The organism is Paucilactobacillus suebicus DSM 5007 = KCTC 3549 (assembly GCF_001434475.1).
Lineage (GTDB): Bacteria > Bacillota > Bacilli > Lactobacillales > Lactobacillaceae > Paucilactobacillus > Paucilactobacillus suebicus.
The window spans coordinates 1-23586 of sequence record NZ_AZGF01000036.1 but is presented as its reverse complement, the minus strand read 5'-3'; the positions used below and the strand labels follow the sequence as shown (position 1 = coordinate 23586).

Below are 23586 nucleotides of genomic sequence, written 5' to 3'. Positions count from 1 at the left end.
CTATCAGTACCAAATATTGTAGAACCCATCTGTTTACGTTGAGATTATGACAAACAAAAAGCCAACATTAGTCGTCGAGACTAGTGTTGGCTTTTTGATTAAATCAAATGATAATGTTTTAATCCATAGACAATTCCATTGTCCATGTTACTTTTGGTAATGAACTCAGCCTTCTTTTTGGCTTCGCTATTTCCGTTATCCATGACAACAGGGTGATCAACTAAATCAAACATTTCCAAATCGTTTAATTGATCGCCAAAACCATAAGTTGGTATATTTGATAGTCCGGTGTGGTGCAACAACTGAACAATACCAGTTTTCTTCGAGACACCGTCTACCATTGTATCTAGGCCACGTGGGTTGTTACGAACAAACGATAATTGGCCAGCGAACCGTTGCTGATAAAGTTGTTCTTTATCAGCGTTAAAGACAAACAAGAAGTTAACTGGATGACCTTGATACCAATTTTGGCTGACATGCGGTTGTAAATGAAGTAATTTAAAATTGTCATCAGTTGCCTTCGTTTCTTTGCTAAGTGCAAAACTTCGGTTATTAAACCAAGCGACTGGATCATTTTGAGAAGCTGCAAATGTATTCAGGTTTGTGATTATATCGGCGGGAATGATATCTGCGTGTAACTTCTGCCCCTGGAACGTCACGTAGCTACCGTTAGCACTGACAACGGAATCAATTTTTGTTTGATCAAGAACGTATGCAATTTCAAACAAGTTTCTTCCAGTGGCGATAACTGGCAAAATGTGATTGTGACGTAGCTCATCGATGGCAGCGATCGTTGATGGAGCAATCTGTTTATTGTCCAGTAGCAATGTGCCGTCTAAATCAAAAAAGACAATTGCGTTATACACGGGTAGTTCACCTCACTATTTTTCCATGTTGGTTTTAATATTTTCGAGAGTAACATTCTTCGTATTGCTGAATACCATGTCAGCTTCTGTTAGTACATCCGAATCGCCAATGCCTACGGAAGTTTCATGGGCAGCATTGATTCCAGCAATGCCAGCAACGGCATCTTCTAATCCAAGACATTCCTCCGGTTTCAGGTCAATCAATTCTGCAGCTTTGATAAAAATTTCAGGATCTGGTTTTCCACGGTGTAAAGATGCCGGGTCAACAATTTTTTTGAAGTAATCTGTTAATTCCAAATGTTCCAAGATTGTCGGTGCATTTTTAGATGCAGAAGCTAAGGACATTTTGTATCCACCATCTTTTAACTCATTTAAAAATTCTTTCATGCCTGGGTAAATATCATCAGGGGTTAGTTGCTGGATCAAGTGTTTATAGTTAGTATTTTTCTCTGTAGCGTAACGTTGTTTTTCTTCGTCGTTATATTTTGCCTCAATGCCACCGTGTTTTAAAATGAGTTCCAAAGAATCCATTCGTGATAAACCTTTTAGTCCTGAAGCAAGCTCATCGTCCCATTTTACACCTAGTTCCGTTGCAAGTGCGTGCCAAGCTTGAGCGTGAAATCGAGCAGTATCGGTAATTACGCCGTCCAGATCAAATACAACGCCTTTAATGTCATTAAATTTTGTCATTTAATCGTCTCCTATTTTTAGTAATTAATTGTGACTGACTTGTTAGGCTTGGTATCAACTTTTTGCCCGGCAATGATCATCTCAAGTTGCTGTTCAGTTTCAACGGTAATTTGATTATGACCAATGATAAAGTGAATGTTACCACCTTGGTATTGCTGGTTAAATTCAAGCTGGTTCCACTGTTTTGGTAACTGTGGTTGGACGACAATCTGGTCCCCGAGCATGCTGACACCACCATAAAAACGGGTTTCAAGTTCAAGTGTCGCACCCATAACTCCAAGATGAATTCCCTCGGCTGTTGTACCGCCTTGAATATCGTAGTAGTCGGAAAAGAGGGCTTGTCTGAATAATTTCCAAGACTGATCCATGTTACCGGCGAGTTTAGTTAAGCCTGCGTAAACCACTCGCGATAAAGTAGAGCCGTGCGTTGTTCGATCCAAATAAAATTCCAAATTATGTGTAAGATAATTGCTTGGCAACTGATATCCCATTTGCTTAAGCAAATCATCAACAGTGTTGGAATTTAGATTATAATAAATCATCAATGCGTCTGCTTGCTTAGCAACTTGATAAGCGTCAGGTGTTTTACCTTCAGATTTGAGGATTCTGTCAAGGCGGGAAATATCACCATATTTTTTTCGATATGCATCAAAATCAAGTGTTGGCAGATCGAAATAGTCTTCGAACTGACCAATAATCCCATTTTCATTAATATCTAGTTTGAGATGATGGGCAATTTCAACCATTTGCTGGTAATTGGTATCGGTGAAATTAATTTTTTGGAGAATTTCTTGAAGAGTTTTTGAATCGGTACGGTCTGTGATTTGTTTAATTGTTGCAAACAACCAAGCAACCATCAAGTTAGTATAGGCATTGTTTGTTAATCCCTGTTCATCACTATTGGGATATTCTTCGTGGAACTCATCCGGGCCCATGACACCCTTGATTGAATATCGATCATCATTATCATCCTTTTTGGCAATACTGATCCAGAATTGACCGATTGATAATAGCATTTCAAGGCCATACTGGTTCATGAAACTATGATCACCAGTTAGATGATCATACAACCAAATGTCATATGCAATTGACAACGAAACGTGGCGCTGACGCCTGCTGTTATCTGGATCCCAATTTTGAGTCAACGGATTTAAATGGACAAACTGGGATTGTTCATCACCAGTTGATGCAGATTGCCATGGATACATTGCACCATTATATCCCTCAGATTTTGCATATTTGCGAGCGGTGTCAAGTCGACGGAATCGATATAAAAGAAGTTGCCTGGCTAACCGAGGATAATGGGTGGTGTAGAATGGCATAACAAACATTTCATCCCAGAACACATGGCCGCGATATGCTTCTCCATGAAGGCCACGGGCACCAACGGATGCGTCTAATTTACCACTTGCTAAAGCTGCCGCTGTAACAATTAGGTGAAATATGTTGACCCTACTCAATTTTTGGCTGGTTAAGTCACCATTGATTTGTACGTCAGTATCATGCCAGATCTTTGAGAAAAATTCTTGATTATTTCTTTTGGTGTCTTTAAACGAAGATTTTGTTAAATCATTTAACGACAGTTGTTCAAGAGGTACATCCTCACTTTCCAGACTTGTAAATATTGATACCGTTTTATAAAATGTATAAGTTTGGTTTGGAACGACCTTAATGTTAAGTGTTTGCGTTATCGATGTTGGAGAGTTACTGGCAACCGTGTTTTTAACAGTATCAGTATCTGGCGATGTTAGGCGTGAAGCGATTGAAAAACTGATATTTGAATTTTTAGTTTGACCATTTAAAGAAGCATGGTCCGATGCTGCGCCTAAACTGGTGATGTCAATGTGATGTTGATCAAAATCTTGATATCGTTTGACATTGTTGTTAGTGACGTTGCCATCAATTTCAGAATAAATCTGTAAATTACCAGTGAAATTAAGTGGCGTTACCTGATAACGAATGGCGAAACGATGCCAGTGTTTCATATCGGCAATTTTGGTTGCGTTAATCATTAATTGATGGCCAGTGGGCAAATTAATAATTAATGAAGTCGTTAGTTCACCAGTTTTTAAATTTAGGCTGCGATAACTGTCGCGAATATCACTGCGGCGAATTTTAAAGCGATTATCATTATCAACGCCAAATGAAAGGTACTGTGCATTGGGCAGATTGACTAGATCTTCATTAACAACATTTCGTCCATTGATATTGGTTGTGTTCTGGTTGTACATGCCTGCCACGTACATGCCTGGATAGTTATCCTGATCTGCTTTGGCTTCAACATAGGCACCTCGTAAGCCAAAAAAACCGTTTCCAATTGTAAGCATCGATTCCTGCCCGTAATTTCTCTTATCACGGTACTGACCATAGTAATCAAGATGCCAGCTAAGGTAATCCTTCTTTTTATTTACGGCTGCTTCCAAACCGAGCTCGTCAACTGTTGTTCGTGCAACGACCGGAACATTGAACATGTTCGTCATGGCTAGGCCGATATCAATTCGCTGGTGATTAATGCCGACAACTGTATCAGAAAATGAATATGTTAGTGGGTTTTCAATAATAATGGTGTCAAAATTCACACCTGCTAGTTTTACCTTAATCGTCTCCAGATTTTCACCAATTGTCTGATCTTCGTTATATGTAATTACAGAGCGCCTGGGTTGGCCGCTTTGACGTCCCGATTGATAACTGATTTCAATTGCATCGTCTGTAATTTTCATCGATATGGTTTTCGTGTTGAGGACCCCTTTCGTAAAGCCACTTTACATAAACACCATAGTATTATTACAAAATTATTTCAAATAATACGCTGTTTAACTCAATTTTAAGAGTGATTAATTGTTGAATGATGTTTTTTTTGCTATACTTAAGATTCAATAACATCGAGTAGAAGGTATGATCAATGATATATGGAACCGGAATTGATCTGACAGAAATTGATAGAATCCATCAAATGCAAATTAACCATCCTAGGTTGGTTGAAAAAGTTTTAACCAGTAAAGAAAAGCAGCAGTATGAATCAAGAATCGGGCAGGCACGAGATGAGTACTTGGCTGGCAGATTTTCGTTAAAAGAGTCCTTTTCTAAGGCTCTGGGAACGGGAATTGGCAGTCATTTTTCATTTCAAGATGTTAGTTTTATTGACAATGCCGCGGGAAAACCAATTGCTGAGCAATCAATCTTTGACGGTGCAGTTCATGTTTCAGTAAGTCACACAAAGAGCCTGGTAATGACACAGGTTATTTTGGAAAGGAAGACGAACTAATGGTAGTTGGTACAAATCGGCCTACTAAGTTGATAATAGATAGACAGGCAATTAAGAATAATATTGTTAATCAGCAGGCGAAACTGAATGATGGCACAGAAATATTTGCGGTAGTGAAAGCTAATGCATACGGTCATGGATTAGTTGGCACTGCGTACACTGCGTTATCCGCTGGCGCAACTGGCTTGTGTGTTGCCATATTGGATGAGGGACTTGAATTACGTCGTGCTGGAATTACAGAGCCGATATTAGTATTGGGAATTACGGAGCCAGAGCAGGCTGCGTTAGCGATTGAGAATGATATTTCGCTGACAGTTGGTTCATTAGAATGGTTTAAACGCTATCGTGAAATTCAGTCTAATGGGGATGTGCTAAAGGTGCACATTGCTCTTGATACTGGCATGGGAAGAATTGGATTTAGAGATACGGATGAGTTGTCTAAAGCTCTGAATGTTGTGCAAGGCGAAGACTTTAATTTTGAAGGTATTTTCACACATTTTGCAACTGCCGATGAACAGAATCATGATTATTTTATCCACCAATACGATCAATGGAAAAAGCTTATTAGTGTTGTCAATCCATTACCTAAGTATGTTCATGTTTCCAACTCTGCTACTGGCTTATGGCATACTAATATCGCGGGTAATATGGTCAGAATGGGAATCTCTTTGTATGGGTTAAATCCATCAGGCAAGGTCTTGACGCCAACAATGAATCTACAACCTGCATTAAGCTTGGTTAGTCACCTAGACTTTGTAAAACAGCTTCATAAAGGTGAAAGCGTCAGCTATGGGGCTACCTACCAGGCGGCAAAGAATGAATGGATTGGTACAATTCCGTTGGGATACGCAGACGGTTATCCTCGTGCAATGCAAGGATTTCACGTGATAATCGATGGTGGGTTTTGTGAGATCGTTGGTAGGGTTTGTATGGATCAACTGATGATTAGATTACCAAGAAAACTTAACATTGGGACCAAAGTAACATTAATTGGAAATGATGGTGATAAATCGATTTCTGCTACAGATATTGCTGATTATGTTGGCACGATTAATTATGAAATTCTGACAGGTTTGTCAGATCGTATCGTTAGGAAGTACATCAATTAAAAACTTTTGCGACTAACGTCAGTTACGTATGTTATAATTGGCGAGATATTTTATATTGATAAATTGAACGTTGGGAGGTGGTGCAATGGCAAAAGTTGAAATCAAACGTGGTGACATATTTTACGCAGATCTGTCGCCTGTAATAGGCTCTGAGCAAGGTGGCATGCGTCCTGTCGTGATTGTTCAAAATGATATTGGCAACCATTACAGTCCGACGGTAATTGTTGCTGCAATTACTGCACGAATTCAAAAGCCAAAAATGCCCACCCACGTTGGAATTAATTCTGAATATGTTGGAATTGAAAAGGATTCTGTGATTCTACTAGAGCAGATTCGTACAATCGATAAGCAACGGTTGCGTGACCGAGTAACGCATTTGGACGATGACACTATGAAAAGAGTTGACCATGCTCTTTTAGTCAGCATCGGTTTGCTGAACCAGGGAGCAAAACATAAGCAGCAACGGTCGGCGAGTAGTACATACAAAATCAAAAAAACAGTTTAGAAGTGAAACGAAACCGGAGTAGTTTCACAAAAAATGATTTCAAAAAGAGCTTTGCAAAAAATTGCAAAGCTCTTTTTGAAATCATAGAGGATTATTCGTGTAAATTTTCAATTTCCGGAACATCAAAACCCTTACGTTTTAGAGACCGAACGACTTTTGCTAATTTAATATTATCGACATCTTCTGGTAACGTAAAAAGAATTCTCCTTAAGCCAGTGGATCCTTGGAGATCTAAAGAAATCACGTTGGCAATTTGACAATACTTAGTGATTGCCTTAGTCATGGTGGCCAGTGATCCTCGTTCATCGGGGGTGGTAACAGTTAAGACATAACTGCCTGTATGAATATTCCATCCTTCAGCAAGCATACCAAGTAATTTTGTGTGTGTCACGATACCATAAAACTGACTATTTTCGTCTAACACAGCGATGTAAGGTAAATCCTTGATAGAAAAGAAAATATTAAAAAAAGCAGCATCCACAGAAATGAATTTTGTTGCGTTTTTTAGCAGAGAAGTAACTGGCAATGACATATCCCCGCCACGAGATTTATGCCGATATATATGCATTTTGTATATATTACCGCGGAAAATTTTGTTTGTTTTATCTAAAATTGGTACACACCGAAAATCTGATTCTTCAAGTACGGTTAACGCTTCTTCCAGAGTGGTGTCTTCTGGTAATGTGGTCAAGTTATTTTTTGTCTTGACCAGTGATTTAATTAACATATTAAAAACTCCATTTATTGAGATGTAAAAACGCCCTATCTATCATATCATAGTTCGGCCGTCATAATGAGAATAATATTAGAAAAATTAATAGTAATTTAACCAAACCCAAAATAAGGTAAAACAAAACAGCGATACCGTTTTAAGCTGGGCTTAAAATGGCATCGCTGTTTAAATTATGAGAAATTATTTTTTATTAAAATTACTTCTCTAAGTTTTTCAAGCCGTCAGCAGTAATCTTACGAAGTGTTTCTGCTGATTTGGCCATCAAATCTTTTTCGCGGTCGTCAAGAGGAACTTCGATAACCTTAGCTAAACCTGAACCGTTAATAACAGCAGGTGTGCCAATGAAGATATCGTTTAAACCATATTCGCCTTCAAGTGAAGCGCCAATTGGTAAAACAGCATTTTCATCACGCAAGATAGCCTTTGAAATTCTCATCAAAGCAGTCGCAACACCATAGAATGTTGCACCCTTTAAATTAATGATATCATAAGCTTTGTCACGAGTTTGTCCTTCAAGTTCAACTAAGTCGTCGAATGAAACGCCGGCTTTCTTGGCAAGTTCAACAACTGGTGCACCACCAACAGTAGCTGATGAGTATGCAGCAAATTCAGAATCACCATGTTCACCCATGATATATGCGCTAACGTCTCGAGGATCAACATCAAGCTTCTTTCCTAATGCGACACGAAGACGTGCAGTATCAAGAGATGTACCTGAGCCAATTACCTTGTTCTTTGGGAATCCTGAGAACTTCCAAGTTGCGTATGTCAAAATATCAACAGGGTTAGCTGCTACTAAGAAGATTCCATCGAAACCTGAATCAACGACTGGCTTAACAATGGTTGATAAGATCTTCAAGTTCTTATTAACAAGGTCAAGACGTGATTCACCTGGCTTTTGTGGAGCACCTGCAGTAATAACTACAAGGTCAGCATCCGCACAGTCAGAATATTCACCAGAGTAGATTTGCTTTGGAGCGGTAAATGCTTGGGCATCCTCAAGGTCCAGAGCGTCACCCTTTGTACGATCTTTGATAACATCAACAATTACAAACTCTTCAGCAATCCCTTGTTGAGCCATGGCGAAGGCGTAACTAGAGCCAACGGCACCGTCGCCGACAAGGACAACCTTTTGGTGATTTTGCTTTTTGGTCAATTCAATTCATCCTTTCGAAAATACATTTTTAACAATGCATATTATAGCATGCGATTCGAATAACTAAATAGTAAGTTTGTGAAAAACAATAAAAACTTTTCAAAATATCATGAAAAGTTAATGATTTTGAGCCATAAAAATTGTGATTCACGGGTATTGTAGTTTATAATCATAAGAGGTAGGAGCTGAACGAGCATTCGTTCGGCCTTTTCGTATTTTATTAAGGAGAAACTGAATAATGAAGATGATTGTTGGACTTGGAAATATTGGGCCACAGTATGATGAAACTAGACACAATACTGGATTTATGGTGGTAGATCGATTGGCAGTGGATAATCAGTTGTCGTTTAAACATGTCAGCAAAATGGAAGCAATGCTTGCATCAGGAATGATCAATGGAGAAAAAGTATTATTAGTTAAACCAACCACGTTCATGAATGATTCTGGCCGGAGTGTTCGCCCGTTGGTTGATTACTATGATCTGGACATCAGCGATTTGGTAATTGTTCATGATGACATGGATTTACCGGTTGGAAAAATTAGATTGAAAAAAAAGGGATCGGCCGGTGGTCATAACGGCATTAAAAGCCTAATCAGTTATTTAGGAACTCAGCACTTTAACCGGGTAAAGGTTGGGATTGATCATCCTAATAAGCAAAGTGTGGTTAATTATGTGTTGGGTAAGTTTAAACCTGATCAGAAAGAAGCTTTTGAGCAGGCTAAAATATCGGCCGTTTCATCGATTGAAGAATGGGTTAGTGGTAAGAATTTTGATCAGTTAATGAATGAATTTAATTAATTTAAGGAGAGCACGATGGTGGAATTAGAAACACTGCTGGAGCAGATGCCAGCGTTTGAGCAAATTAATATGGCAATTAAGCCAGATAGCCGCCAATTAGTTACAGGAATTGCTGGATCTGCTAGAACTTTGTTGATTAGCGCAATTTATAGACATCAGCAGCATGCTCAAGTAATTGTGTGTGATAATAATTTCCACATGGAGCAGTTAGCATCTGATCTTCTTAATCAATTGCCTGAAGATTCAGTATTTCAATTTCCAGCGGAGGAAATGCTGGCAGCTGAGGTAGCTACTAGTTCACCAGATTTTAGGTTGCAACGCGTGCAAGCACTGCAGGCATTGTTGACTGATCAACACTGTGTGGTGGTGACTTCAGCTGCGGGAATCAGGAGATTTCTGCCAGCACCTAATGATTATCGCCAAGCCGTGATTCATTTGGCAGCAGGTGATGATGTTGATTTGGAAAAAATACGAATGCAATTAGGATCAATGGGTTATCAACTCGGTAAGATGGTTGAACGCCCAGGAGATTTTGCCATTCGTGGTTCAATTATTGATATTTATCCATTAAACACAGATCACCCAGTACGTGTAGATCTATTCGACACTGAAATTGATTCCCTGAGATTGTTCGACGCTGACAATCAGCGTAGCTTAAATAATGTTGATGAGGTAACGATATTACCGGCGACGGATTTTGTAATAGCACCGTCAGTATTTGACAGTGCTGCTGAGAAACTTAATGGCCGCTTGGCAGCTGAAACCAAAAAGCTAAAAGATGATAAAGCAAAACAGCATTTGAATCAAACCGTCAGTCCGCTAGTTAAATCGTTGCAACATCATCAATTACTTCCTGAAATGATGGAATTTGTTGACTTTATCTATCCAACAAAATCTTCACTATTGGACTATTTAAATGCTTCAAGTCCAGTGTATTTCGATGACTACTCTCGAATTGTAGAAGCAGAAAAACAATTAATTGCTGACGAGGCAGATTGGATTGCTGACAAGCGTGAGAGACACCAGCTCCTAGCCACGGAAACATTTGGCTTTGAATTGGATGATTTAGTCCGTCAGGATAATCATCCCCAAATTTTGTTTGCTCTGTTCCAAAAGGGAATGGGCCAAATGAGGTTCACGCAAATCAATGATTTAAAAACTCGCAACATGCAGCAGTTCTTTGGACAGATGCCAATTCTCAAGGCTGAAATGCAGCGTTGGCAAAAGCAAAAAATGACTGTCGTGATGATGGCTAACAGTCGTGAAAGAGTCGAAAAAATAAATGATACTCTCGAAGATTTTGGTATTGAAGTTACAGAGACAAAAGGTAATGAACTAAAAAAAGGGATTGTTCAGATTGTGGCCGCTAGCTTACAAAATGGATTTGAATGGCCAGCTGCCCAGCTAGTTGTCGTTACTGAAGGTGAAATGTTCAAGCAGGTTAAAAAGAAGCGAATCGTACACCAATCCCTTGCTAACGCTGAAAGAATTAAAAATTATACGGACCTTAAGCCGGGTGATTACGTAGTTCACGTGAATCATGGTATTGGGATTTTTCAAGGTATCCAGACGATGGAAGTCAGCGGTGTTCGCCAAGATTATATTGTAATTAACTATCGTGACAATGCACAAATTTTTGTTCCGGTTAATCAATTAAATTTAGTGCAAAAGTATGTATCATCGGAATCTAAGACACCGAGAATTAATAAACTTGGCGGTACAGAATGGGCGAAAACCAAGCGTAAAGTTGCAGACAAAATTGAAGACATTGCCGATGATTTAATCGAACTTTATGCACAACGTAAGGCTGAAAAAGGTTATCCATTTCCTCGCGATGATAGCTATCAGCAACAATTCGAAGACGATTTTCCATATAACGAAACACGTGATCAGTTACGTAGTTCAGAGGAAATTAAACGTGATATGGAGACAGAGAAGCCAATGGATCGCCTACTGGTTGGTGATGTCGGGTTTGGTAAGACAGAGGTTGCACTGAGGGCAGCGTTTAAGGCTGTTGAGGATGGTAAACAGGTTGCTTTTTTAGTGCCAACAACCATTTTGGCACAGCAACACTTTGATACAATCGAAACTAGATTTGAAGGTTATCCGGTAACAGTTGGATTGATGTCCAGATTTAAAACAACTAAGGAATTACGGCAAACAGAAAATGAATTGAAAGATGGTCAGTGCGATATTGTTGTTGGCACTCACAGGTTATTATCAAAAGACGTCAAGTTTAAGGATCTGGGACTGCTAATTATTGATGAAGAACAGCGATTTGGCGTTAAGCACAAGGAAAGACTAAAGCAGATGAAACAAAGTGTGGACGTCTTGACATTGACGGCCACTCCAATTCCACGAACCCTAAACATGTCAATGTTAGGTGTCCGTGATCTATCTGTTATTGAAACTCCGCCAGCAGGGCGTTTTCCAATTCAAACGTATGTGATGGAACAAAATGCAGGGGCGCTGCGTGACGGCATTATGCGGGAGATGCAGCGTGGTGGACAGGTTTATTACCTTCACAATCGGGTGATGGACATTGAAAAGACGGTTGCCCAGGTGCAAAGTCTGGTTCCTGAGGCACGGGTTGGTTATATTCATGGTCGTATGACAGAGGCTCAACTTGAAGGAGTGCTGTACGATTTTATTCGTGGTGAATATGATGTGCTGGTGACCACTTCGATTATTGAAACTGGTGTGGACATTCCCAATGTTAATACTTTGTTTGTTGAAAATGCAGATCGAATGGGACTGGCCCAACTTTATCAAATTCGTGGACGAATTGGTCGTAGTGATCGTGTCGCGTACGCTTATTTTATGTATCAACAGGATAAGGTTTTGAATGAAGTTAGTGAAAAAAGATTGGCGGCCATTCGAGATTTTACCGAACTAGGGTCTGGATTCAAAATCGCAATGCGTGATCTATCCATTCGTGGAGCAGGTAATCTTCTGGGTAAACAGCAACATGGATTCATTGACTCGGTTGGGTATGATTTGTACTCGCAAATGCTGTCCGAGGCAGTAGCTAAGAAGCAAGGTAAAAAGGTGGCTGCTAAGTCTGATGCAGAGATCGAGTTAGGGTTGGAAGCTTATCTGCCAGATAGTTATATTGATGATCAACGACAAAAAATTGAATTATATAAACAAATTAGACAGGTTCAAGATGATGATCAGCTCATGGAAATGCAGTCTGATTTGATTGATCGATTTGGCGAGTATGGTGATGAAGTAAATAATTTACTGGAAATTGCCAGGCTTAAAATGTATGCTGACATGAGTTTAATTGAAAAAATCACTCGTCAAAATGATTACTTGATTGTCACGCTGACTAAAATTGGTAGCCAAAAGATCAAGCCACAACAAATGTTGAAAAACTTAGCTTTGACTAAATTCAAGGCAACAATCGGTGAAGAAGACGGTAAAATGTCCATGAGATTGGTTATTCAACCAAAAATGACACAAAAGGATTGGCTTTCACAGTTGACCAAGCTGATTGAAGCTTTTGCTGAACAGACTAATGAGGAACAGAAAAATGAAGCACAACCAACTCAATAGAGTTCTGCAAGGGACACTATTACTTTCACTGTCTTCACTAATCGCTAAGATTTTAAGTGCAGTTTACCGAGTCCCGTTTCAAAATTTAGTTGGCAACGATGGGTTTTACGTGTATCAACAAGTTTATCCGATTTACGGTCTTGGCGTTGTTCTTGCGCTGTCGGGGCTACCAGTCTTTATATCAAAATTAATTGCTGAACAGGACGATGAACTTCAACAGGTGGCAATTGCCCGTCAACTATGGCGAATGTTGTTGGTGATTGCCCTAGTTGTTGTTGCTTTTTTGTGGGGATGGGCACCACAAATCGCTTTGGCAATGGGTGATAGACGGCTGACCCCAGTTATTCGAAGTGTTTCATGGATGTTCCTGGGGATGCCATTTTTATCTGTTGGACGTGGATATCACCAAGGCCAATATTTGACGTGGCCTACTTCAATTACACAGGTGATTGAACAGGTTATCAGAGTTTCCATTGTAGTGCTTGTAGCTGTAATGTCGTTGCACAATAGCTGGAATATTTACGAAATAGGAACCTATGCAATGGCTAGTGCACCGGTTGCTGCGGCTGTAGCCACGTTGATAATTATCTTAGCCAGTAGTTCGTTGATCAAAGCAAGCCACGTTCCTAAATCTTTAGTAAGCAATAAAATATTGTTAAAACGTTTATTGGTTGAAGGCGGCGCACTTTGCTTATTTTCTTCAATGATGATTTTACTGCAACTGGTAGATTCATTTACGGTGAAGAGCGCTCTAGTTGATTCTGGTGTTTCTTCAATGGATGCAATGCAACTTAAGGGGATCTTTGATCGCGGACAACCCCTGATTCAGCTAGGACTGGTAATGGCTACATCTATTTCGGCACTTTTGGTTCCGTCATTGACTGAAAGCTATTTAAAAGGTCAAATGGTTGAATTTCGGCGACAGTTTCAGTTGTTGTTGCATGTTTGTGTTGCAATTTCGGCTCTATGTACGATCGGATTGATTGCACTGATGCCTCAAATTAATCAATTGTTGTTTAGCAACCAACAGGGCAGTTTGACACTGGCCGTTAACATGGTCAGTATTTTATTAGCGTCACAAATCACTACTTACAGCAGTGTAATGCAAAGTTTGAATCGCTTTTCTCAGATCGTTATTGGACTGGTAGCCGGATTAATGGTTAAAGTAGTTACCAATTACGTTTTGGTGATTCATTTTGGCATACTTGGTGCGAGCCTGGGAACAGTATTGGCGCTACTGGTTACTCTATTGATCGTTTGGCGCGCAGTGCCAGCGTATTTACATTGGAATCCAGGTAGTAAATTCAATATTAAATTGACGGCTGTTTGTGTGATTATGGGCTTTAGTGCTTGGACAGTTGGCAAATTAATGACTGTGTTAGTTGGACCTGGTCGTCTCGCCTCAATTTTGGTAGTGGGTATTTCAGTTGTAGCAGGCATTATAATTGCGTTAGTACTGAGTATTAAAGTGAAACTGTTAAGTGCTAAAGAAATGTTATTATTGCCACATGGCAAAGAATTATTAAAAAAATTAAGACAATAGGGGATTATCATGAGACTAGATAAATTTTTGAAAGTATCAAGAATTATTAAACGTCGGTCGGTTGCAAAAGAAATTTCAGATCAAGGACGTATTTTAATCAATAACAAGACGGCAAAATCTTCAAGTAACGTAGTTGTTGGCGATCAATTGATAATTAAGTTTGGTAACAAAACGGAAACAGTTAATATTTTAAAAATAATTGAAACTACTAAAAAAGATGAAGCAGAGCAGATGTACGAAATTGTTGATGAAAGCTATAAAGAGGATTTTCGTAACGGAATAAATTAAATTTAACAAAACGGTTACAAACTTTACGAAGCGATAATTTAAAAATCTCAATTATGATATACTCGAGCTAGACAAACTTGAGGAGGTTGTGTTGAGGTGGCAGGCAATAATCAAAATAAAATTTCACATTTGCAAACCCCATATTCTCGTCATTTAGCGGACAATGATGCACATAAAAAGCAACTGCTAAAGATCAGAAAACGCCGTTTTACGGTGATTATTTCTGTGTTCTTAATTTTTGCAATTTTTATTAGTGTTCAAATTTTTCAAACTAGAAATGATCTTAGTGACATTCAAGCACAGACAGTCACTAGAAAAGCTAAACTGAAAACCGCTAAGCACAAGAATAAAACACTGAATCAAGAAACAAAATTACTGAACAATGATAGCTATTTAGAAAAGGTTATTCGACAAAAGTATTTTTACACTAAGTCTGGTGAGACGGTATATACACTTTCACCAAACGCCAATGCTAACAATTAATAAAGGGCCACTATTTTCCGCTTGATGCTGAAATAATGGCCTTTTTAATTTGGTAAGTGATAATCGCTTTTTGTTCGTGCCGCAATTATGATCTATGATATACTTTAGTAAGAATACACAAGGAGGATTTGCTTGTTCATGGCAATTGAAGTAGGAGCAAAAGTTTCAGGCAAGGTTTCAGGGATTACAAATTTTGGTGCGTTTGTTGATTTGGACGATCATAAAACAGGGTTAGTTCACATCAGTCAAGTATCAAACAAGTTCGTGAAGGATATTCACGATGTTCTATCAGTTGGTGACACTGTTAGTGTCAAAGTGATGTCTATTGGTGATGATGGTAAAATTGCTTTGTCTATCAAGGCTGCTAGTGATGAACCTCATCAAAACAGCGGTCAAGGACACGGTCACCATGATCATGCGGATCACGGCAACAATGGTGGTAGCTACCATAACAATCACCATGACAATAACCATCACGACAATGGTCAGCACCATCAATCTGCAGGCAGACCAGTTAATAACAATTATCGAGATCATAATAATAGCAATCATAACAATAGTGGGCATGAAGATTTTGACTCATTACTGTCAGGCTTTTTGAAAGAAAGCGAATCGCGACTGTCAACACTTCGTCGTAATACTGAAGGTAAAAGGGGCGGCCGTGGGGGCCGTCGCAGTTAGTATTTTCGAAATATGAGAGTGACAAATAATGTAACAACTGAACAGCAATTCAGGCGGAACTTATCACGGTACCGCCTTTTTATTGATCCAAAACCAACTGTCGTGGTGGCGGTGTCCACCGGGGTTGATTCAATGGTATTGCTTCACCTGATGAATGAGTTTATTAGTCAACATGGTGGCAAATTAATTGTGGCACACGTTAATCATGAGTTACGCGCACAAAGTGAGGACGAAGAAACTTTTTTACGTGATACTTGTGCTCGATTAAATATTAAACTGTTGGTTGAACATTGGCCAAAAAAAGATCATCCCAATCACGGTGTTGAAAATGCGGCGCGTCGAATTCGTTATCGCTTTTTCCAGCGTGTGATGAAAGAAAACGATGCACAATACTTAATGACTGCCCACCATCAAAATGATCTGGCAGAAACAATTTTGATGAAGTTAGTGCGCGGCGGACAGTTGGACCAGCTGACTGGGATTCAATGGTCAAGAAAGTTTGGATCCGGTGAATTATTAAGGCCACTCTTAAATATCAGCAAGCAACAATTGAAACAGTATGCCATTAGTAAAAAGATTGTGTGGTATGAAGATGTTACTAACAGTGATTTGGCAATTCAGCGCAACCGATTTCGGCATCAAATTATTCCAGCACTTCAACGGGAAAATGTTGCATTTTTAGACCATATATCGGACTATCGGGAGCAACTTTCGGCAGTTAACGATCTTGCCAATCAGAGAATCGACGAAGTGATCGATAATGCACAAACTAGTTCTGGCCTGTTTATTCCAGCAATTAGAAGTGAATCTCATGAACAGCTGCAGTTAATATTGAGACGATGGCTGGAACATGATCAAAACATTATCGATTTAAATGCTGATCAGCTCAGGCAGATCGCACAAATGATTGAAAATACACAGAAGCCGCAGACTGATTATGATTTAGGTGATGGAATTCAAATCAGCAAAAGATATAATACACTCAGAATTGGACAAAAGAATGTTGAACAACATTTCATTGCTAATGTTCAGGAACATGCTCATGTGCTAGAATTAGGAAAGTGGTACCGTTTCGGTAACGAGATGTCTTTTGGCGCGTTTGAAATCGATGACAATATGCTGAATATTGCAGATCAAACAACAGATTTCTGGTTACCAGAATCTTGGCTGCCATTGTTATCTCGAACGTGGGACAGCAAAGATCAAATTCGTCTTAAAAATGGCCATCACCAGTTAGTGAGACGGGTGCTAGTTGATCACAAGGTAGATCTTGAACAGCGCAGGTTACAGCCAGTTGTGGTTGATAGCCAAAAACATGTTCTGTGGGTTCCAGGGTTAAAGGAAACTTGGCTTGAGAGACCTTCAGATTATGTTCAGAAATGGCACCATTTAGTGTTTGGAATTATGAAAGCTCAGCAAGAGGAGACTATTAATGAATAACGATATTGAACGCGTCCTATATAGTGAAGAAGATATTCGCGCGGTTGTTACTAAACTTGGCAAACAGTTGACCAATGATTATCAAGGTAAAAAGCCACTAGTTATTTCTGTTTTGAAAGGGGCTTGTCTGTTTACAGTGGATATCATCAAAAGAATGGATGTTTATCTTGATTTAGATTTCATCAATATTTCCAGCTATCATGGTGGCACAGAATCAAGCGGAAAAATTGATTTGTTGAGTGATCTTAAGGAAGATGTTGCTGACCGGGATGTTTTAATTATTGAAGATATCATCGATACGGGGCGCTCACTGGAATATCTGGTTAATTTGTTCAAGAAACGTGACGCTCATGACGTTAAAGTTTGTAGCTTGCTTGACAAACCTGAGGGACGAGTTGTTGATGTGAATGTTGATTATGTCGGCTTCCATGTTCCAAATGAATTTGTGGTTGGATACGGATTAGATTACGAAGAGTTATACCGCAACCTACCGTATGTTGGAGTTTTAAAACCAACTGTATATGAAAAATAAGCAATTATTTATTGATAATTTGAAGGCATTCAAGTGCTGATAAATTAATGGTGAATGGCTGTTAACTATGCTATTATAATTTTCATCAACGATAATCGATTAAAATCGTTAGTTAGGAGGTAGTTATGAACAACAATAACAATAATAATAACAACAAGAGAAACGGCTTTTCTAGAAATGTTTTATTCTACGCTGTCATCTTTCTGTGTATTATGGGTATTGCTTACTTCTTCTTTGGCGGCAACAACTCATCCACGCAGACTAAAACAATTCAACAAAGTCAGTTTGTTTCTCAGCTGAAAAACGACAAGATTAAGAGCTTCTCTGTTCAGCCTAGTGGCGGTGTTTATAAGATCACTGGTGAGTATAAGAAAGCACAATCTACTGGCAATAGTAGCAATTCGGGATTCTCGTTTAATGGAAACAGTGGTAAAACAAAGAGTTTCCAGGCTAACGTGCTCGATAGCGATGTAACTATCTCACAGTTACAGAAATATGCTCAAGCCAATGACGTTAAGATGGGAACTAAGGCTGAGGAGTCAAGCGGGTTTTGGGTAAACCTGTTGGTCTACGTTGTTCCACTGGTCATCATGATCTTCTTCTTTTATATGATGATGGGTCAAGCTGGCCAAGGTGGCGGCGGTGGCCGAGGAGTTATGAACTTTGGTAAATCCAAAGCTAAGCCTTCAGATTCCAAGCAAAATAAGATTCGTTTCTCTGATGTTGCTGGTGAAGAAGAAGAAAAACAGGAATTGGTCGAAGTTGTCGAATTCCTTAAGGATCCAAAGAAGTTCCTTTCGTTAGGGGCTCGAATACCATCTGGGGTGCTTCTTGAGGGGCCTCCTGGTACTGGTAAAACTTTACTTGCTAAGGCCGTTGCTGGTGAAGCCGGCGTGCCATTTTATTCAATCTCTGGTTCTGACTTCGTTGAAATGTTTGTCGGTGTTGGTGCCAGCCGTGTTCGTGACTTGTTTGAAAACGCAAAGAAAACTGCACCATCAATTATCTTTATTGATGAAATTGATGCCGTTGGTCGTCAGCGTGGTAACGGCATGGGCGGTGGACATGACGAACGTGAACAAACTTTGAACCAATTGCTGGTTGAAATGGATGGATTTAACGGTGATGAAGGTGTCATTGTGATGGCAGCTACTAACCGTTCTGATGTACTTGATCCAGCCTTGCTTCGTCCTGGTCGTTTTGATCGTAAGATCTTGGTTGGCCGTCCTGATGTTAAGGGACGTGAAGCAATTCTTAAGGTACATGCCAAGAACAAGCCATTGGACTCAACTGTGGACCTGAAGGAAATTGCAAAGCAAACTCCTGGGTTTGTGGGTGCCGATCTTGAAAACCTATTGAACGAAGCAGCATTACTTGCTGCTCGTCGCAATAAGAAACAAATCGGTGCAGGTGAAGTTGATGAAGCAGAAGACCGTGTGATTGCAGGACCTGCAAAACGTGATCGTGTAATATCCAAGACGGAACGTGAAACTGTTGCATATCATGAAGCCGGTCATACGATTGTCGGATTGGTGCTTAATGATGCACGAGTAGTTCATAAGGTAACAATTGTTCCTCGTGGTCGTGCGGGTGGTTATGCGATCATGCTTCCTCGTGAAGATCAAATGTTGATGTCAAAAAAGGATGCTATGGAGCAGATTGCTGGTCTGATGGGTGGTCGTGCTGCTGAAGAAATTATCTTTAACTCACAATCATCTGGTGCATCAAATGACTTTGAACAGGCAACCCAGATTGCTCGAGCAATGGTGACTCAATATGGTATGAGTGATAAGTTGGGAATGGTCCAACTTGAAAGTCCACAACAATCACCATATGGTCCACAGTATTCACAGGATACTGCTGCATTGATTGATCAAGAAGTTCGTCGATTGACAACTAAGGGTCATGAAGAGGCTGGAGAGATTATTCGGACTCACCGTGAACAACATCAATTAATTGCCGAAGCATTGCTGAAATATGAAACTTTGGATGAAAAACAGATTTTAAGTTTATTTAAGACTGGCAAGATGCCAAATGATGATTCAAGTCAGATTGCAGAAGATCATGCAACCACGTTCGAAGAATCAAAACGTGAGCTTGAACGTAAAGAAGCTGAACGTCAGAATAAACTTGATACACCTGAGGATGATGAAGATCATTCTGATGATTCAAACTCAACAGATGAATAATAAGTAACATTAAGGTAGAATATACCTGATGTCCAACAAAGGATTGGTGCAGACTTCATGTTGTATCAATCCTTTATTGATGAAAAAGAGGAGAAAATAATGGTTCAAAAAGATTATTTGGTAAAAAGCGTGGCGGTTGATGGTATGTTTCGTGCATATGCTGTCAGTGCTACTGGAGTGGTAAGAGAAGCACAACAGAGACATGATACTTGGAGTGCTGCATCTGCAGCACTTGGTCGTAGCCTTGTCGGTACGTTATTATTGGCTTCATCGGTTCTTAAAGGTGAGGAGAAAATGACTGTCAAGATTCAAGGAGATGGCCCTGTAGGTGCGATTGTTGTTGACGGTAATGCTAATGGAACGGTCAAAGGATATTTACAACATCCACATGTTCACTTACCTTTAAATGCTAAGCATAAAATTGATGTAGCTGGTGCAGTTGGTCATCAAGGAACCCTTTCTGTTACAAAGGATATGGAAGTTGGTAATCCGTTTACTGGACAAGTTGGCTTAGTTTCTGGCGAATTGGGTGAAGACTTCACCTACTATCTGGCACAATCCGAACAAATTCCTTCGGCTGTTGGATTGTCAGTGTTTGTCAACGATGACAACAGTATTGGAGTTGCTGGGGGATTTTTAGTACAAGTGATGCCAGGAGCTAGTGACGATAAAATTAGTGAGCTGGAACAACGAATTGCTAAAATGCCACTGGTGTCTGAATTACTAAGAGATGGTAAGACACCAGAGGATATCTTGCACATGCTATTCGATGGCGAAGAGGTTAAGATTTTAGACACGATGCCGGTTGCATTTAAGTGTGATTGCTCTAAAGACCGCTTTTCTAAGGCATTAGCAAGCATTAGTCGTCAGGACATGGAGCAAATCATTAACGAAGATCACCATGCGGAAACTGTTTGTCATTTCTGCGGTAACAAGTATGAATTTAGTGAAACAGAATTGAAAAAAATTTTATTACAGATGAAGGCAGACTAATTTGGTATGATTATAACGAATGTGCTATGATAGTCACCGCGTATGTAATGAGGACGAAAGAAAAATGAGGTGAAAAGATGGAGTGGAAGATCGGCGATATTACGATTCCTAACCAAGTGGTAGTTGCCCCGATGGCTGGTGTGACGAACTCAGCCTTCCGTGTAATCTGCAAAAAATTTGGTGCTGGTTATGTGGTTTGTGAAATGATTTCTGACCGTGGTATTATGTATCACAACAAAAAAACGCTATCGATGATGAAGGTTGAAGAAGTCGAACATCCGATGGGCATTCAAATTTTCGGAGGCACTAAGGAAACCCTCGTTGAAGCTGCAAAATATGTAGATCAGCACACTGAAGCTGATGTTATTGATATTAATATGGGATGCCCTGTCAATAAAGTTGTGAAGACAGATGCAGGAGCTAAGTGGCTGCTAGATCCAAATAAGGTTTATGAAATGGTGTCATATGTGACGGATGCCGTTAAAAAACCGGTGACAGTTAAAATGAGAATTGGCTGGGATTCAGATCATGTATTTGCTGTTGAAAATGCTCTAGCTGCGCAACGTGCAGGAGCAGCGGCTTTAGCAATGCATGGACGAACCAGAGTTCAGATGTATCGTGGTAACGCTGACTGGGATGTTTTGAAACTAGTTGCTGACCAATTAACCATTCCATTTATGGCCAATGGAGATGTTCGTTCGGCTGAAGATGCAAAACAAATGCTTGATACAACGGGGGCTGATGCGGTGATGATAGGTCGTGCAGCTATGGGCAATCCATGGATGTTAGAGCAGACAGCACACTATTTGGAAACAGGTGAACTCTTACCAGAAGCAACGCCTGCAAAGAAAGTGTCAATTGCAAAGGAACATTTGCATCGTTTAGTTGATCTTAAGGGAGAAGGTTTGGCTGTCCGTGAATTTAGGGGACAATCAACGTACTACCTAAAAGGAACTTCGCATTCTGCGAAGACAAAGGCAGCCCTAGTAGAGGCAACTACCGAGGCACAGATGGACGATTTATTCGATGAGTTTGTTGAATTAAATGAAGAACGTCAGTTAAAGAAAGCACAGTAATTGGAGGAAAGATTGTGGCAAAAGGCAAAGGACAAGAAATGAATGATCAGTTGCGAGTTCGTCGTGAAAAAATGGATGAGCTACGTGATAACGGCATTGATCCGTTTGGTCATCGGTTTGAACGAGACTATTTGGCAAAAGAGTTACATGATGAGTTTGATGGTACCGATAAGGAAGACCTGAATGAACTTCATAAGACTGCAACAATTGCAGGTCGAATGGTTTCAAAACGAGGTAAAGGTAAAGTTGGCTTTGCTGATATCTTGGATCGTAGTGGTAGAATTCAAATTTATGTTCGTAAGGATATTCTTGGTGAGGATGTTTACCACATCTTTAAACGTGCTGATATTGGTGACTTTTTGGGAATGACTGGGGATGTCATCAAGACCGATACTGGTGAGCTTACATTGCGTCCAACCAGCTTGACGTTTTTGTCAAAAGCTTTGCGCCCGTTACCGGATAAATTTCATGGTTTACGCGATCAAGAACAAATTTATCGGCAGCGTTATCTTGATTTAATTTCCAATCAGGATAGTTTTAACCGATTTAAGATGCGTAGTAAGATCATTACAGCTATTAGAAGTTATTTAGATGGTGAAGACTTCCTTGAAGTTGAAACACCTGTTTTGCATAACCAGGCCGGTGGTGCAAGTGCCCGTCCGTTTATTACACATCATAACGCCCTGGATATTAACTTATACTTACGAATTGCCCTCGAATTGCACCTTAAAAGGCTGATTGTTGGTGGGTTTGAACGCGTCTATGAAATTGGTAGAGTATTTAGAAATGAAGGAATGGATACTAAACATAATCCTGAATTCACAATGCTAGAAACGTATGTTGCATACTTCGATTTTCATGATGTTATGGACGAAACTGAGGGCATTTTTAAAGCTGCCGCTTCTGCAGTTTCAGAAGATGGCAAGATTGTCTACCAAGGAACAGAATTAGATTTGCATAAAAAGTTCGAACGTATTCACATGGTTGATGCAATTAAGAAATATACTGGTGTTGATTTCTGGAAAGAAATGTCGCTTGATGAAGCTCGCAAAATTGCGGATGAACATCATGTTAAGTATGAGGAATACTGGCAGGTTGGCCATATTATCAATGAGTTCTTCGAACAATTTGTTCAAGAGAAATTGGAACAACCAACGTTTGTTTATGGTCATCCAGTAGAAATTTCACCATTAGCAAAGAAAAATGCTGATGATCCAAGATTCACAGATCGTTTTGAACTTTATATCATTGGCAACGAGTTTGCTAATGCATTTACGGAGTTGAATGATCCAGTTGATCAACGTGCTCGTTTTGAAGCACAGGTCAAGGAACGTGAAGCTGGTAATGACGAAGCCGAAGGCATTGATGAAGACTTTATTGAGGCCCTTGAATATGGTATGCCGCCAACTGGTGGTTTGGGCATTGGTATTGATCGTTTAGCAATGTTACTGACGGATAGTCCATCAATTCGTGATGTTATTTTGTTCCCAACAATGCGACCGGAAGATTAAAAAATCAAATTTGCGCTAATTATTAGAAAGTTGCCATGTGCAACTCTTGATAATTGGCGCTTTTTATTTTAAAAAATTAAAATAATCACATTTTTTGAATTTTTATTGACGAAATCAAATTATCAGTGTATAGTTTACATCTGTTGTCACAGCATGTTAGTTCAGCTTA

General features: G+C 39.7%; 20 protein-coding genes. 15 read left to right on the top strand and 5 right to left on the bottom strand.

The window, feature by feature from the left end; translation table 11 throughout:
- Positions 1 to 98: 98 nt before the first annotated feature.
- The 3 genes from FD16_RS10935 to FD16_RS10925 are packed head-to-tail and all read right to left on the bottom strand — an operon-like array spanning position 99 to position 4276.
- On the bottom strand, positions 99 to 866 hold the full coding sequence (locus FD16_RS10935) for a Cof-type HAD-IIB family hydrolase (protein ID WP_010623185.1): 768 nt from the start codon (positions 864 to 866) through the stop codon (positions 99 to 101).
- Positions 867 to 881: 15 nt separating this feature from the next.
- Complete coding sequence (gene pgmB / locus FD16_RS10930) at positions 882 to 1556, bottom strand: beta-phosphoglucomutase (RefSeq protein WP_010623184.1); 675 nt, start codon at positions 1554 to 1556, stop codon at positions 882 to 884.
- A 17-nt stretch (positions 1557 to 1573) separates the two neighbouring features.
- On the bottom strand, positions 1574 to 4276 hold the full coding sequence (locus tag FD16_RS10925) for a glycoside hydrolase family 65 protein (RefSeq protein WP_010623183.1): 2703 nt from the start codon (positions 4274 to 4276) through the stop codon (positions 1574 to 1576).
- Positions 4277 to 4458: 182 nt separating this feature from the next.
- Here FD16_RS10925 and acpS point away from each other — a divergent pair, with 182 nt between their 5' ends.
- The 3 genes from acpS (at position 4459) to FD16_RS10910 (ending at position 6435) form a co-directional block, all read left to right on the top strand.
- On the top strand, positions 4459 to 4821 hold the full coding sequence (gene acpS, locus FD16_RS10920) for a holo-ACP synthase (protein ID WP_010623182.1): 363 nt from the start codon (positions 4459 to 4461) through the stop codon (positions 4819 to 4821).
- The gene (gene alr / locus FD16_RS10915; protein ID WP_010623181.1) at positions 4821 to 5930 is read left to right on the top strand and encodes an alanine racemase; all 1110 of its coding nucleotides are present in this window, start codon (positions 4821 to 4823) and stop codon (positions 5928 to 5930) included. Before acpS ends, alr begins: the two co-directional genes overlap by 1 nt.
- Positions 5931 to 6015: 85 nt before the next feature.
- Positions 6016 to 6435, top strand: a complete 420-nt coding sequence (locus FD16_RS10910) for a type II toxin-antitoxin system PemK/MazF family toxin (protein WP_010623180.1) — start codon at positions 6016 to 6018, stop codon at positions 6433 to 6435.
- A 91-nt stretch (positions 6436 to 6526) separates the two neighbouring features.
- Here FD16_RS10910 and cbpA read toward each other — a convergent pair whose 3' ends face one another.
- Together cbpA and FD16_RS10900 are read right to left on the bottom strand one after the other, a co-directional pair.
- Complete coding sequence (cbpA, locus tag FD16_RS10905) at positions 6527 to 7162, bottom strand: cyclic di-AMP binding protein CbpA (protein WP_010623179.1); 636 nt, start codon at positions 7160 to 7162, stop codon at positions 6527 to 6529.
- Positions 7163 to 7364: 202 nt separating this feature from the next.
- The gene (locus tag FD16_RS10900) at positions 7365 to 8324 is read right to left on the bottom strand and encodes an L-lactate dehydrogenase (RefSeq protein ID WP_010623178.1); all 960 of its coding nucleotides are present in this window, start codon (positions 8322 to 8324) and stop codon (positions 7365 to 7367) included.
- A gap of 238 nt (positions 8325 to 8562) precedes the next feature.
- Between FD16_RS10900 and pth the strand changes: the two genes are divergently transcribed.
- The 12 genes from pth (at position 8563) to lysS (ending at position 23417) form a co-directional block, all read left to right on the top strand.
- The gene (gene pth / locus FD16_RS10895; RefSeq protein ID WP_010623177.1) at positions 8563 to 9123 is read left to right on the top strand and encodes an aminoacyl-tRNA hydrolase; all 561 of its coding nucleotides are present in this window, start codon (positions 8563 to 8565) and stop codon (positions 9121 to 9123) included.
- Between the two features lie 15 nt (positions 9124 to 9138).
- Positions 9139 to 12681: a transcription-repair coupling factor gene (gene mfd / locus FD16_RS10890; RefSeq protein ID WP_050899293.1), complete on the top strand. Its 3543-nt coding sequence runs from the start codon at positions 9139 to 9141 to the stop codon at positions 12679 to 12681.
- Positions 12659 to 14224, top strand: a complete 1566-nt coding sequence (locus tag FD16_RS10885; RefSeq protein ID WP_010623175.1) for a putative polysaccharide biosynthesis protein — start codon at positions 12659 to 12661, stop codon at positions 14222 to 14224. The genes mfd and FD16_RS10885 overlap by 23 nt, the downstream gene beginning before the upstream one ends.
- A 9-nt stretch (positions 14225 to 14233) precedes the next feature.
- Positions 14234 to 14512, top strand: coding sequence for an RNA-binding S4 domain-containing protein (locus FD16_RS10880; RefSeq protein WP_010623174.1), 279 nt, complete (start codon positions 14234 to 14236; stop codon positions 14510 to 14512).
- A 96-nt stretch (positions 14513 to 14608) separates the two neighbouring features.
- Positions 14609 to 14995 (top strand): FtsB family cell division protein, encoded by a 387-nt coding sequence (locus FD16_RS10875; protein ID WP_010623173.1) that lies wholly within the window; start codon positions 14609 to 14611, stop codon positions 14993 to 14995.
- Positions 14996 to 15133: 138 nt separating this feature from the next.
- The gene (locus FD16_RS10870; RefSeq protein WP_010623172.1) at positions 15134 to 15676 is read left to right on the top strand and encodes a S1 domain-containing RNA-binding protein; all 543 of its coding nucleotides are present in this window, start codon (positions 15134 to 15136) and stop codon (positions 15674 to 15676) included.
- 18 nt (positions 15677 to 15694) lie between these two features.
- A complete protein-coding gene (gene tilS, locus FD16_RS10865; protein WP_162097678.1) occupies positions 15695 to 17116 on the top strand; it encodes a tRNA lysidine(34) synthetase TilS in 1422 nt (473 codons plus the stop codon).
- Positions 17109 to 17648 carry a hypoxanthine phosphoribosyltransferase gene (hpt, locus tag FD16_RS10860; protein WP_010623170.1) on the top strand — a complete coding sequence of 180 codons (540 nt, stop codon included), beginning with the start codon at positions 17109 to 17111 and terminating at the stop codon, positions 17646 to 17648. The genes tilS and hpt overlap by 8 nt, the downstream gene beginning before the upstream one ends.
- Before the next feature lie 125 nt (positions 17649 to 17773).
- Positions 17774 to 19837 carry an ATP-dependent zinc metalloprotease FtsH gene (gene ftsH / locus FD16_RS10855; protein WP_010623169.1) on the top strand — a complete coding sequence of 688 codons (2064 nt, stop codon included), beginning with the start codon at positions 17774 to 17776 and terminating at the stop codon, positions 19835 to 19837.
- Positions 19838 to 19936: 99 nt separating this feature from the next.
- The gene (hslO, locus tag FD16_RS10850) at positions 19937 to 20830 is read left to right on the top strand and encodes an Hsp33 family molecular chaperone HslO (protein ID WP_010623168.1); all 894 of its coding nucleotides are present in this window, start codon (positions 19937 to 19939) and stop codon (positions 20828 to 20830) included.
- 77 nt (positions 20831 to 20907) lie between these two features.
- Entirely contained in the window at positions 20908 to 21906 is a 999-nt protein-coding gene (gene dusB / locus FD16_RS10845) for a tRNA dihydrouridine synthase DusB (protein WP_010623167.1), read from the top strand.
- Positions 21907 to 21944: 38 nt separating this feature from the next.
- Positions 21945 to 23417, top strand: a complete 1473-nt coding sequence (lysS, locus tag FD16_RS10840; RefSeq protein ID WP_033386291.1) for a lysine--tRNA ligase — start codon at positions 21945 to 21947, stop codon at positions 23415 to 23417.
- The last annotated feature ends 169 nt before the right edge of the window (positions 23418 to 23586 follow it).

Coding starts and splice junctions, on each gene's coding strand:
- pgmB (WP_010623184.1), bottom strand. CDS start 1,556: ATGACAAAATTTAATGACATTAAAGGCGTTGTATTTGATCTGGACGGC.
- FD16_RS10925 (WP_010623183.1), bottom strand. CDS start 4,276: ATGAAAATTACAGACGATGCAATTGAAATCAGTTATCAATCGGGACGT.
- acpS (WP_010623182.1), top strand. CDS start 4,459: ATGATATATGGAACCGGAATTGATCTGACAGAAATTGATAGAATCCAT.
- alr (WP_010623181.1), top strand. CDS start 4,821: ATGGTAGTTGGTACAAATCGGCCTACTAAGTTGATAATAGATAGACAG.
- FD16_RS10910 (WP_010623180.1), top strand. CDS start 6,016: ATGGCAAAAGTTGAAATCAAACGTGGTGACATATTTTACGCAGATCTG.
- cbpA (WP_010623179.1), bottom strand. CDS start 7,162: ATGTTAATTAAATCACTGGTCAAGACAAAAAATAACTTGACCACATTA.
- pth (WP_010623177.1), top strand. CDS start 8,563: ATGAAGATGATTGTTGGACTTGGAAATATTGGGCCACAGTATGATGAA.
- mfd (WP_050899293.1), top strand. CDS start 9,139: ATGGTGGAATTAGAAACACTGCTGGAGCAGATGCCAGCGTTTGAGCAA.
- FD16_RS10885 (WP_010623175.1), top strand. CDS start 12,659: ATGAAGCACAACCAACTCAATAGAGTTCTGCAAGGGACACTATTACTT.
- FD16_RS10880 (WP_010623174.1), top strand. CDS start 14,234: ATGAGACTAGATAAATTTTTGAAAGTATCAAGAATTATTAAACGTCGG.
- FD16_RS10870 (WP_010623172.1), top strand. CDS start 15,134: ATGGCAATTGAAGTAGGAGCAAAAGTTTCAGGCAAGGTTTCAGGGATT.
- hpt (WP_010623170.1), top strand. CDS start 17,109: ATGAATAACGATATTGAACGCGTCCTATATAGTGAAGAAGATATTCGC.
- ftsH (WP_010623169.1), top strand. CDS start 17,774: ATGAACAACAATAACAATAATAATAACAACAAGAGAAACGGCTTTTCT.
- hslO (WP_010623168.1), top strand. CDS start 19,937: ATGGTTCAAAAAGATTATTTGGTAAAAAGCGTGGCGGTTGATGGTATG.
- dusB (WP_010623167.1), top strand. CDS start 20,908: ATGGAGTGGAAGATCGGCGATATTACGATTCCTAACCAAGTGGTAGTT.
- lysS (WP_033386291.1), top strand. CDS start 21,945: ATGAATGATCAGTTGCGAGTTCGTCGTGAAAAAATGGATGAGCTACGT.